The organism is Curtobacterium sp. MCBD17_021 (assembly GCF_003234525.1).
In the GTDB taxonomy this organism is placed as follows: domain Bacteria; phylum Actinomycetota; class Actinomycetes; order Actinomycetales; family Microbacteriaceae; genus Curtobacterium.
Genome location: NZ_QKTS01000027.1, coordinates 1 through 16,077, shown reverse-complemented (window position 1 = coordinate 16,077; position 16,077 = coordinate 1). Strand labels below are relative to the sequence as shown.

General features: G+C 72.9%; 16 protein-coding genes. 4 read left to right on the top strand and 12 right to left on the bottom strand.

Going from position 1 to position 16,077, the window contains the following annotated elements; all coding sequences use genetic code 11:
* Together hemB and hemL are read left to right on the top strand one after the other, a co-directional pair.
* Positions 1 to 1,055 (top strand): porphobilinogen synthase (gene hemB, locus DEI83_RS15545; RefSeq protein WP_375334677.1); only part of this gene is annotated, 1,055 nt, incomplete at its 5' end.
* A complete protein-coding gene (gene hemL / locus DEI83_RS15540) occupies positions 1,052 to 2,395 on the top strand; it encodes a glutamate-1-semialdehyde 2,1-aminomutase (RefSeq protein WP_111082839.1) in 1,344 nt (447 codons plus the stop codon). The genes hemB and hemL, both read left to right, overlap by 4 nt.
* Positions 2,396 to 2,617: 222 nt before the next feature.
* Here hemL and DEI83_RS15535 read toward each other — a convergent pair whose 3' ends face one another.
* The 4 genes from DEI83_RS15535 to DEI83_RS15520 form a co-directional block, all read right to left on the bottom strand.
* The gene (locus tag DEI83_RS15535; RefSeq protein ID WP_111082838.1) at positions 2,618 to 3,403 is read right to left on the bottom strand and encodes an ABC transporter ATP-binding protein; all 786 of its coding nucleotides are present in this window, start codon (positions 3,401 to 3,403) and stop codon (positions 2,618 to 2,620) included.
* A gap of 91 nt (positions 3,404 to 3,494) precedes the next feature.
* On the bottom strand, positions 3,495 to 4,172 hold the full coding sequence (locus tag DEI83_RS15530; RefSeq protein WP_111082843.1) for a GntR family transcriptional regulator: 678 nt from the start codon (positions 4,170 to 4,172) through the stop codon (positions 3,495 to 3,497).
* Between the two features lie 170 nt (positions 4,173 to 4,342).
* Entirely contained in the window at positions 4,343 to 5,320 is a 978-nt protein-coding gene (locus DEI83_RS15525) for an MDR family oxidoreductase (RefSeq protein ID WP_111082837.1), read from the bottom strand.
* A gap of 67 nt (positions 5,321 to 5,387) precedes the next feature.
* Positions 5,388 to 6,416: a 6-phosphofructokinase gene (locus tag DEI83_RS15520; protein WP_111082836.1), complete on the bottom strand. Its 1,029-nt coding sequence runs from the start codon at positions 6,414 to 6,416 to the stop codon at positions 5,388 to 5,390.
* Between the two features lie 153 nt (positions 6,417 to 6,569).
* On the opposite strand from DEI83_RS15520, the gene DEI83_RS15515 reads away from it, so the two are divergent.
* A complete protein-coding gene (locus tag DEI83_RS15515) occupies positions 6,570 to 7,553 on the top strand; it encodes a DNA-3-methyladenine glycosylase (protein ID WP_181431273.1) in 984 nt (327 codons plus the stop codon).
* A 46-nt stretch (positions 7,554 to 7,599) separates the two neighbouring features.
* Here DEI83_RS15515 and DEI83_RS15510 read toward each other — a convergent pair whose 3' ends face one another.
* The 8 genes from DEI83_RS15510 to DEI83_RS15470 form a co-directional block, all read right to left on the bottom strand.
* Positions 7,600 to 8,463 carry an NAD-dependent epimerase/dehydratase family protein gene (locus DEI83_RS15510; protein ID WP_111082835.1) on the bottom strand — a complete coding sequence of 288 codons (864 nt, stop codon included), beginning with the start codon at positions 8,461 to 8,463 and terminating at the stop codon, positions 7,600 to 7,602.
* Between the two features lie 107 nt (positions 8,464 to 8,570).
* Positions 8,571 to 9,134 carry a hypothetical protein gene (locus DEI83_RS15505; protein WP_111082834.1) on the bottom strand — a complete coding sequence of 188 codons (564 nt, stop codon included), beginning with the start codon at positions 9,132 to 9,134 and terminating at the stop codon, positions 8,571 to 8,573.
* Positions 9,131 to 10,162 carry an ATP-grasp domain-containing protein gene (locus DEI83_RS15500; RefSeq protein WP_111082833.1) on the bottom strand — a complete coding sequence of 344 codons (1,032 nt, stop codon included), beginning with the start codon at positions 10,160 to 10,162 and terminating at the stop codon, positions 9,131 to 9,133. The genes DEI83_RS15505 and DEI83_RS15500 overlap by 4 nt, the downstream gene beginning before the upstream one ends.
* Positions 10,155 to 11,333 carry an alanine racemase gene (gene alr, locus DEI83_RS15495; protein WP_111082832.1) on the bottom strand — a complete coding sequence of 393 codons (1,179 nt, stop codon included), beginning with the start codon at positions 11,331 to 11,333 and terminating at the stop codon, positions 10,155 to 10,157. The genes DEI83_RS15500 and alr overlap by 8 nt, the downstream gene beginning before the upstream one ends.
* 98 nt (positions 11,334 to 11,431) lie before the next feature.
* Positions 11,432 to 12,214 (bottom strand): DeoR/GlpR family DNA-binding transcription regulator, encoded by a 783-nt coding sequence (locus DEI83_RS15490; protein WP_111082831.1) that lies wholly within the window; start codon positions 12,212 to 12,214, stop codon positions 11,432 to 11,434.
* 1 nt (position 12,215) lies between these two features.
* Positions 12,216 to 13,211 carry a 4-hydroxythreonine-4-phosphate dehydrogenase PdxA gene (gene pdxA, locus DEI83_RS15485; RefSeq protein ID WP_111082830.1) on the bottom strand — a complete coding sequence of 332 codons (996 nt, stop codon included), beginning with the start codon at positions 13,209 to 13,211 and terminating at the stop codon, positions 12,216 to 12,218.
* Between the two features lie 8 nt (positions 13,212 to 13,219).
* Positions 13,220 to 14,401, bottom strand: a complete 1,182-nt coding sequence (locus tag DEI83_RS15780) for a four-carbon acid sugar kinase family protein (RefSeq protein WP_181431272.1) — start codon at positions 14,399 to 14,401, stop codon at positions 13,220 to 13,222.
* Positions 14,398 to 15,420, bottom strand: coding sequence for a 2-keto-3-deoxygluconate permease (locus tag DEI83_RS15470; protein WP_111082829.1), 1,023 nt, complete (start codon positions 15,418 to 15,420; stop codon positions 14,398 to 14,400). The genes DEI83_RS15780 and DEI83_RS15470 overlap by 4 nt, the downstream gene beginning before the upstream one ends.
* Before the next feature lie 364 nt (positions 15,421 to 15,784).
* On the opposite strand from DEI83_RS15470, the gene DEI83_RS15465 reads away from it, so the two are divergent.
* The coding region (locus tag DEI83_RS15465) for a hypothetical protein (protein WP_220036816.1) at positions 15,785 to 16,077 on the top strand (293 nt) is incomplete at its 3' end.

Sequence of the window (16,077 nt, the reverse complement as noted above, 5' to 3'; positions counted from 1 at the left end):
TGACTGGACGCTTCCCCCAGGTCCGCCCCCGCCGACTGCGCGCCACCCCCGCGATGCGTCGGCTCGTCGCCGAGACCCGGCTCCACCCCGCCGAGCTCGTGCTGCCGATGTTCATCCGCGAAGGCGCCACCGACGCGATCGACATCACGAGCATGCCCGGGGTCCCGCAGCACTCCCTCGACTCGTTCCGCCGCGCGCTGAACGAGGCCGCCTCGGTCGGGATCGGCGGGGTGAACCTGTTCGGTGTCCCGCAGCACAAGGACGCGCAGGGGTCCGGCGCCACCGATCCGGACGGCATCCTCAACGTGGCGATCAGGGTGGCGAAGGAGGAGGTCGGCGACGCCCTCGTCGTGCAGTCCGACCTGTGCCTCGACGAGTTCACCGACCACGGCCACTGCGGTGTCCTCGCCGCCGACGGGTCGGTCGACAACGACGCCACGCTGCTCCGATACCGGGACATGGCCGTCGCGCAGGCCGAGGCCGGCGCGGAACTCGTCTGCCTGAGCGGGATGATGGACGGCCAGATCGCCGCCGCCCGTGATGCCCTGGACCTGGCCGGGCACTCCGGCACGGCGCTGCTCGCGTACGCGGCGAAGTACGCGTCGGCGTTCTACGGGCCCTTCCGCGAGGCCGTCGCGAGCACGCTGCAGGGCGACCGCCGCACGTACCAGCTCGACTCCGGGAACGGGCGTGAAGGCCTCCGCGAGGTCGAGCAGGACATCGCCGAGGGCGCGGACATCGTCATGGTGAAGCCCGCCATGAGCTACCTCGACGTGCTCGCCCGCACCGCTGACGTGTCGACCGTGCCCGTCTGGGCGTACCAGATCTCCGGCGAGTACGCGATGATCACCGCCGCCGCCCAGAACGGCTGGATCGACCGGGACGCCGCCGCCATGGAGGCCCTCATCGGCATCAAGCGCGCCGGTGCGGACGCGATCCTCACCTACTTCGCGGTCGACATCGCCCGCAAGCTCAACGACGAAGCGGGACTGCGCACCTCGGGCAGCTCCGCGGACGTCGCCGGCATCGCCCCGACCGGGAAGGCCCCCGAATGACCTCGACGACGACCACGAACGACCAGCTGTTCGGTCGTGCGAAGAACAGCATCCCGGGCGGGGTGAACTCCCCGGTCCGTGCCTACGGGTCGGTCGGCGGGACCCCGCGGTTCCTGGTGTCCGCGAAGGGTGCCACCGTCACCGACGCCGAGGGCCGCGAGTACGTCGACCTCGTCGCGTCCTGGGGCCCGGCGATCCTCGGGCACGCCCACCCGGGCACGGTCGAGGCCGTGCAGCAGGCGGCGGCCCGCGGGCTGTCCTTCGGGGCCTCCACCCCCGGCGAGACCGAACTGGCCGAGCTCGTGAAGCAGCGGGTGCAGGTGGACGGCGACGGCCCCATCGAGAAGATCCGCATGGTGTCGACCGGCACCGAGGCCACGATGACCGCCATCCGCCTGGCCCGCGGCTACACCGGCCGGGACCTGCTCGTGAAGTTCGCCGGCCACTACCACGGCCACTCGGACTCGCTCCTGGCCGAGGCCGGCTCGGGTGTGGCCACGCTGGCGCTCCCCGGCAGCGCGGGCATCACCGCCGAGACCGCCGCGCAGACGCTGGTGCTGCCGTACAACGACCTGGACGCCGTGCGCCGCGCCTTCGACGAGCACTCGGAGCGCATCGCCGCCGTGATCGTCGAGGGCGCCCCCGCGAACATGGGCGTCCTCGCCCCCGAGCGCGGCTTCAACCGGGCGCTGGCGCAGCTCACGCAGTCGCACGGCGCACTGCTCATCGTCGACGAGGTCCTCACCGGGTTCCGCGTCGGGCCGGCCGGCTGGTGGGGGCTCGAGGCCGACGGCACCGTGCCCGACGGGACGGGGTGGAAGCCCGACCTCGTCACGTACGGCAAGGTCATCGGCGGTGGCATGCCGCTCGCCGCGCTCGGTGGTCGGCGAGAGGTCATGGACTTCCTCGCCCCGCTCGGCCCCGTGTACCAGGCGGGCACGCTGTCCGGGAACCCGCTCGCGGTCGCCGCGGGCATCGCCACGCTCCGGGCCGCGACCCCCGAGGTGTACGCGCACCTCGACCGCACGGCGGACGTGATCTCCCGGGCCACGAGCGAGGCGCTGTCGGCCGAGGGTGTCGCGCACACCGTGCAGCACGCCGGGAACCTGTTCTCGTTCGCGTTCCTGGACACCCCGCCGCGGAACTACGACGACGTCCGCGCGCAGGAGGCGTTCCGGTACGCGGCGTTCTTCCACAGCATGCTCGACTCCGGGGTGACCCTGCCGCCGAGCGTGTACGAGGCGTGGTTCCTCACCGCCGCACACGACGAGCGCGCGGTGTCGCAGATCCTCGACGCGCTGCCGGCTGCCGCGAAGGCGGCGGCTGCCGCGACGGAGTAGCCGGAAGGCGGACGGGAGGCGGGGGTCCGAACGGGGCCGCGCCTCCCGTCCGTTCGTCTGTGGCGAGCGCGAGACGCCTGCGTCTGCCCGCGGCGCCGCCGAGTGCGCGGGACGCCGCCGTGTTCGGCAGCGTCTGGCGATGGAGGCTGCGTCGTTCGCTGACGGGGGGCGTCTCGCGCCCGCGCGACGATCGCGTCCGGGCCAGCCGGGAGGCCCCGCAGCCTAGTCCGCGCGGCGCGCGTGCCAGCGCCCACCGCTCCGCTCGACGGCGAGCGGGAAGTCGAACGCGGCCGACACCAGCGCCGAGGTGATGACCTCGTCCGCCGGCCCCTGCGCCACGACGCCCCCGTCCCGCAGGAGCATCGCGTGCGAGGTCGAGGCCGGCAGGTCCTCCAGGTGGTGCGTGACCATCACGCTGCCGAGCCCCGGCTGCCGGATGCGCAGCGCGTCGACGGTCTCGAGCAGGTGCTCACGCGCGGCGACGTCGAGCCCCGTCGCGGGTTCGTCGAGCAGCAGCAGCCGCGGGTCGGACATCAGCGCCCGGGCGATGAGCGCACGTCCCCGTTCACCCTGGGACAGCACCGGCCAGCGGGCGTCCCGGCGCGCGGTGAGTCCGACGTCGGCGACGTGCTGCTCGGCTCGTGCGACGTCGGCCGCGGTCGGCTCCCAACGCGTCATGAGGTCGGTCGTCCCCGTGAGCCCGGTCAGCACGGTCTCGAGGACGGTCAGCGGTGACAGCATCCGGTGTCGAGGGTCGACGTGCCCGATGTGCTCGCGGAGTTCGCGGACGTCGACGCGGCCGAGCTGCCGGCCGAGGACCTCGACGTGTCCGGCCGTCGGGTGTCCGGTGGCGCCGAGGACCGCGAGCAGGGTCGACTTGCCGGCACCGTTCGACCCGAGCAGTGCCCAGTGCTCCCCGCTGCGGACGGTGAGGTCCACGTCGTGGAGCAGGTCGCGCCCGCTGCGGGTGACGCGGAGGCCGGAGGCGCGGAGGAGGACGTCGGTCACGTCTCCATCCTCGCGCAACACGCAGGACGGCCCCGCCAGGGGGTGGCGGGGCCGTCCTGGTCGTCAGCGGGGCCGACCGGTCGTCGTCGGATCAGGCCTCTGCGGCCTTCGCCGCCCGTGCCGTGGCGAGGTGCTCGGCCATCGCGCGGCCGAGTCCGCGGACGAGGGCGCCACCGGCTTCGCCGTCCCGGCCCTTCGCCGCGGCACGGAAGCCGTCGAGCGCCTGGGCGACGTCCCAGAAGACGAACTCCGGCTCGCCGATGCGGACGAACTTCGCGCGGTTGAGCAGGGACTCGCTCGTCTTCACGAGGAGCTCGTTGCCCGACTTGGCGACCATGAACGCGATCGCCTTGTCGATGTCGTCGTTGAGGGCGCGGTCCTCGGCCTCGGCGTGCGCGCGCATGTCGTCGAGGAGCTTCCCGAATGCCTTGACGTCGGCGTCCTCGAAGCGGGGGAACGACCAGCGGGCGGCGAGCTCACCGATGCCGAACAGCATCTGGAAGGCGTCGTCGTACTGCTCGGCGGTGGGGGAGGCGACACGGGTGTAGCGGTTCGCCTCCATCTCGACCAGGCCGTAGTCGACGAGCTTGGCGATCGCCTCGCGGATGGGGGTGCGACTCACCCCGAGCCAGGCGACCAGCTCGTCGTCGTTGAGGCGCTCCCCGGCCTGCAGCGTGCCGTCCTGGATGGCGGCGAGCATCTTCTCGAGGACGACGTCGCGGAGGAGCTTCCGGGGCGAGTTCTCGACGGTCGACTTGGGTACCGGCATCCGGGTCTCCTCCATGAAGGTGTTCGGTACTCAAATCCTAACGTGACATTGTGCAAACGCTTGCTAAGGAGCGGGAGTCGGCGCCGCCGCCCGTGTCCGCCCGGGTGCTGGCAGACGCAGCCCTGTCGGCACTGCCAGCACTGCCGGCACCGCCGGCCGGGAGGCCCGGATCACCGCGTGACGTCGACCACCGTCCGCCCGTGCACCCGTCCGGCGACGACCTCCGCGCCGACCTCGATCGCCTCGGCGAGGCCGACCGTGCGGGTCACCGCCCGGAGCAGTGCCGGGTCGAGGTCCGTCGCGAGCCGTGCCCAGGCCCGCCGTCGCAGGTCGAGCGGCGCCGCGACCGAGTCGATGCCGAGCAGGGACACCCCGCGGAGGATGAACGGCAGCACCGTCGTCGGCAGCGCGGTGTCCTGCGCCAACCCGCACGCCGTGACCGCGCCGCCGTACTGCGTCGCCGCGAGGACGCTCGCGAGGGTCGCACCGCCGACACTGTCGACCGCGCCGGCCCACACCGCGCGCTGCATCGGCTTGCCCGGCTCGGCGAACGTCGCGCGGTCGACGACGTCCGCCGCGCCGAGGGCCCGGAGCGATTCGTCGTTCTCCGGTCGCCCGGTCGACGCGGTCACCCGGTACCCCCGGGCCGCGAGCAGGGCGATCGCCACCGTGCCGACCCCGCCCGAAGCCCCGGTCACCAGGACCGGCCCGTCCTCGGGGGCGACTCCGCGCTCGAGCGCCAGGACGCTGAGCATCGCGGTGAACCCGGCCGTGCCGATCGCTGCCGCCAGGTCGTCGTCGATCGCGTCCGGCAGCGACACGAGCGCGTCCACCGGGACCACGCACTGCTCCGCCCATCCGCCGTGCCGGGACTCGCCCGCACCCGCGCCGGTGAGGACCACGCGATCGCCGACCGCCACGTCCTGCACGTTCGGTCCGACCGCGGCGACGGTGCCGACCACGTCGATGCCGGGCACGAGCGGATCGGTCCGCACCACGCCGGGGTCGCCGGCGACGGCTAGTCCGTCCTTGTAGTTGACGCTCGACCGCGCGACGGTGACCAGGGCCTCCCGATCGCCGGGCGCGGACAGGTCGACGGCGGTGACGGTGGGAGCGGCGGAACGGGACACGAGGACGGCGCGGGTCATGGGCGCGACGCTACCCCGGGCCTCCCGGCCGGGCCCGGCGGGCGCAGCCGCCCTCGACCATCCGCGCTCAGCCGAACATGATGGCGGCTTCGTCGTACCGGTCCTGCGGCACGGTCTTCAGCTCGCCGAGCGCGTCCTCGAAGGAGACGTGCACGATCTCGGTGCCCTTCAGGGCGACCATCCGGCCCCAGCGCTCCTCGACGACGGCGTCGATCGCCGCCAGGCCGAGCCGGGTGGAGAGCACCCGGTCGTAGGCCGTGGGGGTGCCGCCACGCTGGATGTGGCCGAGGGTCGTCGCGCGGGTCTCGATGCCCGTCATCTCCTCGATGAGCGGGGCGAGGCGCTCGCCGATGCCGCCCAGCCGGGGTCGGCCGAACGCGTCGAGGCCGCGCTCGGTGTGGGCGGTGTCCTCGTGGTCGGGGACGAAGCCCTCGGCGACCACGACGAGGGGTGCCCGGCCGCGGTCGTAGGCGGCCTGGACCCACTCGGCGATCTGTGCGAGGGAGGTCTTCTGCTCCGGGATGAGGATCGCGTGCGCACCTGCCGCCATGCCCGAGTGGAGGGCGATCCAACCGACGTGGCGGCCCATGACCTCGGCGACCATGCACCGCGAGTGGGACTCACCGGTCGTACGGAGGCGGTCCATCGCCTCGGTCGCGATCGCCACCGCCGTGTCGAAGCCGAACGTGTAGTCCGTGGCACCGAGGTCGTTGTCGACCGTCTTCGGGACGCCGACGATCTTCAGGCCCGCGTCGGTCAGGCGCTTCGCAGCGGCCAGCGTGCCCTCGCCGCCGATCGCGACGATGGCGTCGATGTCGTGCCGCTCCAGCGTCGCGGTGATGTTCTCGACGCCGCCGTGCGGGCCCTCGAAGGGGTTCGTCCGGCTCGTGCCGAGGATCGTCCCACCCTGCTTCGCGATGCCCTGGATGTCCTTGCGTCCGAGCGGCACGATGTCGCCCTCGACCACACCCCGCCAGCCGTCGCGGAAGCCGACGAACTCGTGGCCGTGGATCGCGATGCCCTTGAGCACGATGGCCCGGATGACCGCGTTGAGACCGGGGCAGTCGCCGCCGGAGGTGAGGATGCCGATGCGCATGGAGAGGACTTCCGATGTCGGGTTCGGTGGACCCCCTCATCATGGCCGAAGCGGCTCCGGGATCGCCATGCTGTGACCGGCGGTTGTGGACGACCGCCGGTGGGGCCGCCCGCGACGGTCACCGGTGTCCGTGCCGACGCTTACGATCCCTGCATGGCTTCCGTCCGATCCGCTGCGGCGTCGACCGGCGACGCCGAGCAGGACCGCGACCCGCACCTCGACCTGCGTCGCGTCGACACCGTCTACCGGCCGGGAGGCCCGGTGGACGTGATCGCGACGCTGCGGCCCCTCTCGCGCGGCTCCGGCGACCCGGCGCACCGGGTGGTCGGGTCCGACGTCTGGCTCGCGTTGCGGACGCCGGAGGGGCCTGCCTCCGTCCTCGTGCGGGCCGTCGGCGACGCCGTCGCGATCAGCGCGTGGGGTGCCGGGGCTGCGTGGGCGGTGTCGCACGGCCCGGACCTCGTCGGCCGCGGTGACGACTGGTCGGAGCTCGACGTTTCCGCGCATGCCTTCCTCGAGCAGGCGCGACACCGCCAGCCGGGGTTACGCCTCCTCCGGACGAACACCGTCGTCGCGATGCTCGTGCCCGCGATCATGGAGCAGAAGGTGACCTCGCGGCAGGCCTGGCGCGCGTGGCGGTACCTCGTCCGACGATTCGGCACCCCCGCACCCGGCCCGGCTCCCGAGGGCATGGTCGTCCCGCCGGACGCCGACACCTGGGCGCGGATCCCGAGCTGGGAGTGGCACAAGGCCGGCATCGAGCCCGGGCGCTCGGCGACGGTCATGCGCGTCGTGAAGGTCGCGCCCGCACTCGAACGGACGCTGACGCTCGGCCGCGGCGGGGAGCTCGTCGCGAGTCGGCTGCAGTCCATCCCCGGCGTCGGACCGTGGACCGCTGCCGAGACCGCGCAGCGGGCGCACGGGGACCCGGACTCGCCGAGCGTCGGGGACTACCACGTGCCCGCCCTCGTCGGGTGGGCGCTCACGGGTGGGCCGGTGGACGACGACGGGATGCTCGAACTGCTCGAACCGTGGCGAGGACACCGGGAACGGGTCGTGCGGCTCATCTCTGGATCGGGGTTCCGGAAGCCGGCGTTCGGGCCGCGGATGACGATCCAGGACCACCGGGGGCACTGAACACCCGTCGCCGGGGCACTGCCCTCGTCGCCCGGCTCTCGCCCTGTCAGCGGTGCCGGGCACCCTCGCCGGCGAGGACCGCGCGGTAGCCCTCGCGGTACGTCGGGTACCGGAACGTGAAACCGGTCGACCGGAGGAGCGCGTTCGACAGCCGCTTGTCACCGCCCGCTCGTCGGTTCGACGCCGGGCCGGACTCCGGGGCCGGCACCTGCAGTTCGTCGGCGAGGAACCGGAGCACGTCGTCGAGCCGGACGGGCTCGTCGTCGGTGCCCAGGTAGGTGGGTGCCGGATCGTCCAGTGTGGCGAGATGCGCGATCGCGGCCGCGGCGTCGTCGCGGTGGATCCGGTTCGTGTGGGGAGACGCTCCCGGGGTCGGCGCGAGTCGGGCCGCGCCGGAGCGCACCTGGTCGACGAGTCGCTCACGTCCGGGCCCGTAGATGCCCGAGAGGCGGAGGAGCACCGCACCCGGAGCCCGCTCACGGAGGAGTGCTTCGGCCTCCACGAGGACCTCCGCCGTGGGCGTCCCGCCGGTCGCCGGGGTCTCCTCGGTGACCTCGCTGCCGTCGGACACGTCGTAGACCGCGGTCGAGGACACGACGACGATCCGCGGGTCCGCTCCCGACCGGTCGATGCCGTCCAGCACGTTGCGGAGCCCGTCGACGTAGGTCGCCCGGTACTCGTCCGGGTCCCGGCTGCCCGCGGCCAGGGCGACGACGACGACCGCGGTGTCGGTGTCGATCTCGGGCACGTCCTGGCGCAGGTCGGTGCTCCGGCCCTCGATCGGTGCGGGCAGGAGCTCGGCGCGACGACGGAGTCCGACGACGCGGTACCCGAGGTCGGCGAAGCGGAGGGCGGCCTCGGTGCCGAGGTCGCCGCAGCCGGCGATGACGACGGTCTGGTGATGCAGCATGCCTCGACCCTCGCACGGGAGTCTGGTGGTCCGTCCTCGCGGGGAGGCGATGTCGAGCGGGGCTGCCGGGCGTGACGTGTCGCCCGGCAGCCGGTCCGCTCCTCGGGTCAGCCCTGCTCGGCCGCGCGCTGGTCCGCGGCGATGACGTCGACCGCGTCGGTGGAGACCGTCCTGGTCCCCGTCGGGGTGTCGTACTCGATCGTGGCCCTGCCGTGCTCGTCGGCGTCGCTCCCGGAGACCCACACGGCTCCCCAGACGCCGTCGGCGAGGTCAGCCGTCGTGGTGACGCCGGACGCGCTGACCACACGGACGGCGGTGACGTCCGCGCCGGCCTGCCCGCTGAGCTGGGAGTGGTCCACACCGCTGACGGGGTCGCCGAAGCCCGCGACGTACCCGAACGAGACGACCTGTTCGGCGTCGAGCCCGCTCCGGAGGCCGGTGGTCCCGGTCGAGATGACGACCCCGTCCTGCTCGAACGCCTCCTGCAGCGAGCCGCCGCTGACGGCCCACGTCCCTCGGTACCCGGAGGCCTCCTGGGACACGAGTGGGTCCTGCGCCGGGTTGAGCTGCTCGTCGGCGGTGGCTGCGGAGGCGCCCGCAGTCGTCGTCGCGAGCAGACCCGCCGCGAGGGCGAGCGCGGAGAGGGTGACGGTGGCACGGGTCGTGTTCATGATGATCTCCATCGTTCAGTGCGGCGCCCGGTGGGCGACGCTGGGTCAGTGCTGCGTGACGGTTCGGGTCCCCAGGCCACCGTCGCCGCGATGAGTTCGCCGACGAGTTCGGCGTAGGGAAGACCGACGGCCGCGAACATCCGGGGTACCTGCGACTGCTCGGTGAACCCGGGTGCCGTGTTCACCTCGTTGAGGACGACCCCGTCGTCGGTGACGAAGAAGTCGAAGCGGGCCACCCCCGCACAGCCGAGCGCGGCGTAGAGCACGGTGGCGGCACGCTCCACCTCGGTGTGCTCGGCCGGGCTGATGCGGGCCGGGATCGTGAAGGCGGCCGTGCCGTCGTACTTCTGCGTCCGGTCGAACACGTCGCCGGGCCGGACGCCGATCTCGAGCGTCGCGCCGGTCCGGAGCGCGCCGGTGGCGTCGCGGAAGACGGCGATGTCGACCTCCCGGCCGGCGATGAAGCGCTCGACCAGGGTGTCCGTTCCGGCGGCCCGCGCCGTCGCCAGCGCGGCCGCGTAGTCGGCGGGGTGGCGGACGACCGAGACGCCGTTGCTCGATCCTCCGGTGGTCGGCTTGACGACGAACGGCAGGCCGAGAGGGAGTGCGGACTCGTCCTCCGGCCGGACGAGGACGCCCGGCGCGGTGTGGATGCCGAGCGCCTCGGCGAGGGTCTTCGTGACCCACTTGTCCATCCCGAGCGCTCCGGCGCGGACGGGCGAGCCGACGACCGGGACGCCGATCATCCGAGCGAGGCCGGCGATCGCGCCGTCCTCACCGTCGACGCCGTGCAGCACTGGGAACAGGGCGTCACACGACGTCAGGACCTCGACCGCCTCGGACGCAGTCATCGGTCCACCGGCGGTGTGCAGCCATCCGCCGTCACGGGCGACGGTGAGGCTGACGGCCTCGAGGCCGAGTCCGGTCACTGCCCGAACCGTGGCCGCTGCGGATGCGAGCGACACCTCGTGTTCGTCGTTCGCCCCGCCGCCGACCACGGCGATGCGCAGCGCTCCTCGGTCATGCACGAGCGCTGTCCTTCCGGGAGGACGCGTCGCGAGCGTCGGGGGTGTCCGGGGCCGTGCGGTGCACGCGGGCGACCCGGGAGCCGATGCCCGTGACGATCTCGTGCTCGATCGTGCCCGCCCAGCGCGCCCATTCGGCGACCGTCGGTTCACCTGCGGTCCCGCGGCCGAACACTGTGACGGTCTCGCCGGCATGCAGCCGGTCGTCGCCGGTGTCGACGACGACCATGTCCATCGAGAACCGGCCGACGACCGGCCTGCGGCGGCCCCGGACGTGGACCTCGGCTCGTTCAGAGGCCGCCCGGGGGAGGCCGTCCGCGTACCCGAGGGGGAGCAGTGCGAGGTTCGTGGTGCGGTCGACGACGTGGTCATGGCCGTACCCGATCCCCGCTCCGGCCGTGACCGTCCGGGACGAGACCACCGGAGCGGTGAGCGACAGGGTGGGCATGAGTGCGTCCGAGGTCGACGACGGGTCGATCCCGAAGAGCCCGGCTCCGATGCGGTGCAGTCCGTGGCCCGAGCCGACGCCGGTGATCGTCGCCGCCGTGGCCGCGAGGTGGGTGACGAACCCGGACAGGCTGCGGCGCCGCGCGGTCCGGACGGCGTTGGCGAACAGCAGGCCCTCGCGGACGTTCTGCGGGTCGTCGGGTCGGTCTGCGCACGACATGTGTCCCATGACGCCGACCACGCGGACCGTCCCGAGGTGCTGGATGAGTGCAGCGGCGGCGCAGAGGGCCGACCAGGTGTGCTGCGGTGCACCGTCGCGGGACATGCCGAGGTCGACGTGGAGGTGCACGCGGGCACGGCGCCCGGTCTGGGCAGCTGCACGGCTCACCGCGTTGAGCAGTTCGATGCTGGACACGGCCAGGTCGACGTCGGCCGTCAGTGCGGACGCGAAATCGGCGTCGACCGGGTTGAGCCAGCTGAGGACCGGGACGTCGACGCCGTCGGCGCGCACCCGCAGGGCCTCGGCGACCGACGTCACTCCGATCGCGGTGGCGCCGGCGGCGAGCACGGAGCGGGCGACGGAGCCGTGTCCGAAGGCGTCGGCCTTGAGGACGGCCATGAGCCGTCCGGCGGTGCGGTCGGCGAACCACGCGGTGTTGGCGCGGACCGCGTCGTCGTGGACGATGAGTTCCGCGGTGCTGCTCGTCGCCGGCTCTGTGTTGGGCATGGCCCTGAGCCTGCCGGAGTCGATTGCTCCTCAGCATCGCCCGCCTGGATGACCACTCCCATCCGCTGGGAGGACCGGTCCGCGTCGACGGGACGACGTCAGCCGTCAGGCAGGACGGTATCGGTCGCCGCCACGTGCACCGTCACGAGCTCCGCCTCCCGGAACGCCGCCAACTGCTCGTCCGTCGCCCCGTCGTCCGTCACGAGCACCCACGGGCGCTCGATCCGCGTCCACCAGTGCGCCGAGGCGACCCCGAGTTTCGTCGAGTCCGCCAGCACGTACAGCTCACGGGCCCGCTCGACCATGACGCGCTTGAGCGACGCCTGCTCCGGCGTCTCCTCGCAGAGGCCGTGCTCCGCCGAGACTCCGTCAGCGCTGAGGAACGCCACGTCGGCGGAGACGTCCGCCATCACCCGCTCCGCGAAGGGTCCGACGAACCCCGAGCTGATGTGGCGCAGCCGCCCGCCGACGACGATCAACTCGACGCCCGTGCTGTGCTCGAGCGCGGTGGTGGTCGTCAGCCCGGTGGTCACGACGGTGATGCCCTCCCGGTACACGAGGTTCCGCGCGAGTGCCCCGACGGTGGTCCCGGCGTCGAGCACGGCGACCGCTCCGTCCCGGACGAACGTGCTCGCGAGCCGCCCGATCGCCGCTTTCTGCGCGACGGCGATCGCCTCACGCTCGCGCAGGCTCCGCTCCGGGCCGCTGACGGTCTGTGCGCCACCGTAGGTGCGGACGATGGTGCCGTCGCGCGTCATCGTGTCGAGGTCCCGCCGGATCGTCGACGCGGAGACCGAGAACACCGCTGCGAGCTCGTCGACGGTGACGGGCTTCTCCTGCAGCAGGCGGCTGATCTCGCGCCGACGGTCGCGGGCGTTCACGTCAGCCGTCGCGCTCCGGGGAGAGGTCGGCGGCCTGACGGAGCGCTTCGAGCAGCGGTTCGTGGTCCACGATGTCCTTCCCGGCGATGTCGAACGCCGTTCCGTGGTCGACCGAGGTCCGGACGAACGGCAGGCCGACGGTGACGTTCACACCGTTCTTCAGCCCGAGCACCTTCACCGGGATGTGGCCCTGGTCATGGTACTGGGCCACCACGAGGTCGTAGTCGCCGCGGCTGGCCAGCATGAAGAGGGTGTCGGCGGGCAGCGGGCCGATGACGTCGAGGCCCTCGGCGCGCGCACGGTCGACGCCGGGCTGGATCTTCTGCGCCTCCTCGTCGTTGCCGAACAGGCCGTTCTCGCCGCCGTGCGGGTTGATCGCGGCGACGGCGATGCGCGGGTGCTCGTTGCCGGAGCGGACGAGCAGGTCGTTGCCGCGGGCGATCGTGCGGTAGACCCGGTCACCGTCGATGGCGGCGACGGCATCGACGAGGCCGAGGTGGGTGGTGACGTGGATGACGCGCATGTTCGGCGCGGTGAGCATCATCGAGACCTCCTCGACGCCGGCGAGGGCGGCGAGCATCTCGGTGTGCCCGGGGAACTGGTGCCCACCCATGTGCAGGGCCGCCTTGTTCAGCGGACCGGTGCAGATGGCGTCGATCGTGCCGGCCATCGCGAGCTCGACGGCCTTCTCGATGAACAGGAACGCGCCGTGTCCGGCCTCGGCCGAGAGCTCGCCCCAGGCCAGGTCCTCGGGGATGCACGGGATGTCGAGGACGTCGATGGTGGTCGGGTCCTCGGTGACCTCGGACGGGTCGCTGATCCGGTTGAGGGTCAGCGTGCTCGAGACGACGTCCATGGCGAGCTGCAGACGGCGGAGGTCGCCGATGACGAACATCGTCGCCAGTGACCGGGTCGCCTGGTCGGCCATCGCCTTGGCGATGATCTCGGGTCCGACGCCGGCGGCGTCACCCATCGTGATCGCGATGATCGGCTTCATGGTGTTCCTCACTTCTCGTTGTTCTGCTGTCGGAGGGCCCGGACCGTGCGGGCGAGGGTGCCGGCGTCGCCGAACGCACCCGCCTTCGTCACGAGGAGCGGGCGGTGGTCGGGATGGCTGCTCAGGACGACGCCGGGTTCGACGGTCCCGTGCACGCGGACGCTGTCGATACCGAGCGCGTCGAGGACGGCCCGTGCGGTCTCCCCGCCGGTCAGGACGAGGGCGTCGAAGCGGTGCGCGCTCCGGGTGACGGTCGCCGCGAGCGCAGCAGCGACGTCGAGGGCGTTGTCCTTGTCGACCGGGATGCCCAGGTCGGGGGTGACGACGACGTCGCCGGGAGCGCGCGTGATCTGGTCCGTCGCGGCCTGTTCGCCGTCGTCGCGGTGCCGCAACTCGACGTGCTCGGCGCCACGCCGGACCAGCTCGTCGATCTGCGAGCGGGCTGGGCCGGAGTAGCTCCCGACGACGACGAGGACGCGGTCGACCGGCGGCAGCGGGGGAGCCGCCGCCGCGCTCGCGTCGTCGGCCGGCACCATGTGCGCGGCGAGCCCGCCGGACCCGGTCACCAGGGTGGGGACGGTGACGAGCCGGGAGGCCCGGGCGATCGTCTCGAGGTCGGCGTCGGTGACCGCGTCCACGACCACCGCGTCCGCGCCGTCGGCATGCAGGCGGTCGAGGCGACCGGCGAGGTCCGCAGGGCCGTCCGCCGGACCGGGGGCGAGCCTCCCGGCCCGGAGGCCAGCGGCGGCGAGCGAGGCGGCGACGTCACCCGAGAACGGCCCTTCGGTGTTCTGGACACCGTCGACGTGGACGACACCGTCGACGGTCGTGCGGCCGGTGCTGGGGAAGGCGGGCGCGACGACGGCCAGGCCGCGCTCCGGACCGGCGACCTCGGCCAGGGCCGCGGCGACCTCGGCGCCGACGTTGCCGCGGAGCAGCGAGTCGATCTTCTTGAACACCGGACGTCCGAGGGCGACCGAGCGGCGGGCGACGGCGCTCACGAGCGAGGCGGCCTCGTCCTGGGGCAGGTAGCGACTCTCGGTGTCGACGGCGAGCACGTCCGAGGCGGGCCAGGGGACGTCCGGGCCGAGGACGACCGTGCTGGTGCACGCGGCCCCGTACCCTCCGGCGGCATCGGCCGCTCCGGTCAGGTCGTCGGCGATGATCGTCAGGCCGGTGGACCCGCTCACCGGGACGCCCCGTTGCCCGCACCCTCGACGGCGACCGCGGCGGTGGAGCTCGTGTCGCCCCCGGACTTCTTCGCCTGGAGGTACCGTGCGTACCAGGCGACGATGAGCGGCGTGCCGATCGAGGTGACCACGATGGCGGCGGAGACCAGGACGGTCGCAGGACCCGCTGCCTCCTCGTAGGCGGGGTTCGCGGCGGCCACGAGCATCGGCACCGCTGCGGCGTTGCCGGCGGTCGACGACGCGGCGAGTCCACCGAGACCCGTGCCGCCGGTGAGCCGGTCGGCGAGGAACAGGACCGCCCCGCCGAGGAACAGCACGACCAGACCGAGCAGGACGCCGACCAGTCCGGCACTGAGGACGGTCTGCAGGCTGATGCCGAAGCCGAGCGCGAGACCGAAGAAGAAGATGAGGACCGGTGAGGCCGCGGAGAGGAACTTCCGCATCGCCGGGTCGAGCGAGCCGAGCACCATGCCGAGCACCAGGGGGATGAGCGCGCCGACGAGCGCCTGCCACGGGAACGCCGACAGGCCGGCGACGCCGAGGATGAGCATCGTGAGGAAGGGCCCGGACTCGATCGTCATGATCGAGTACGCGGCGACGTCCTTCGGCTTGCCGTACTGGCCCATCAGCGCCATGTAGAGGCCGCCGTTCGTGTCGCTGAACGCGGCGACGAGGGCGAGGACGGACAGGCCGGCGAGGAACCCGCCCTGGACCGGCAGCTCGGACATGAACTGCCCGGCGACGACGCCGATGACCACGGCGAGCAGCACCTTCGCGCCGAACAGCGCCCCGCCCTTCTTGAGGATGTACGGGGTCGCGCGCAGGTCGATGCTCGCACCCATGCAGACGTAGAAGACGGCGAGGATCGGGGTGCTCCCGGTGAGGAGGCCTCCCGTGAAGGACCCGAAGAAGTCCGCGGTGCCGGGGGCGACCGTCGCGAGGACGGCGCCCACCAGGAGCGGGACGAGCATCATGCCGCCGGGGACCTTCTCGATCGCGGCCTTGATCGGAACGGACATACGCAACTCCATCGTTTCGTTCCCGGGTCGCTCCGGCCCGGTCGCCCCAGGATTGCACACAACGCGCAAGTGCATGCGCATTGTGTGCAGATAGCGAACTCGCGGGAGGTGGCGTGAGCGACCTCTGACCGGTTCGGAACACGAGTGTGTCGCCGCCGAACCCGACCGGCCGAGTCGACCCTCCTGTCCGACACGCCCGGGAGTCACTAGGCTCGGCGTCGTGGGGAGACACGCAGCGCCACAGTCGACCGCACGACGGACCGTCGTCCGCCGTGCCGTCGCACGGCCACCGTTCCCGAGGTCGTCGGCACCGTCAGCGGCGGTCCCCGCTTCTGTCCCCGCCCGGAGGCGCCTCGCGACAGGCGTGGCGTTCGCCGCCCCGGTCGCGCTCCTCGCGACGCAGTTGACCCTCCCCGCCTTCGCCGACCCCGCGACGGCCGTCGTCCCCGCGGTCGCCTCGCCGGGCGCCGGGGCGGCCATCGGGCAGACCTTCACTGCGCACGGCACGGTCGAGCTCGCGGTGGCGCGCGACGACTTCACCGTCCAGGCACCGCGGCCGGAGCCGGAGCTGTCGAGACCCGAGGCTCCGGTCGTGCAGTCCGTCGCGGCCTCCGCCGTCGGACGCGCCCCCGCCCCTGTCACCGCCACCGTCTCCGT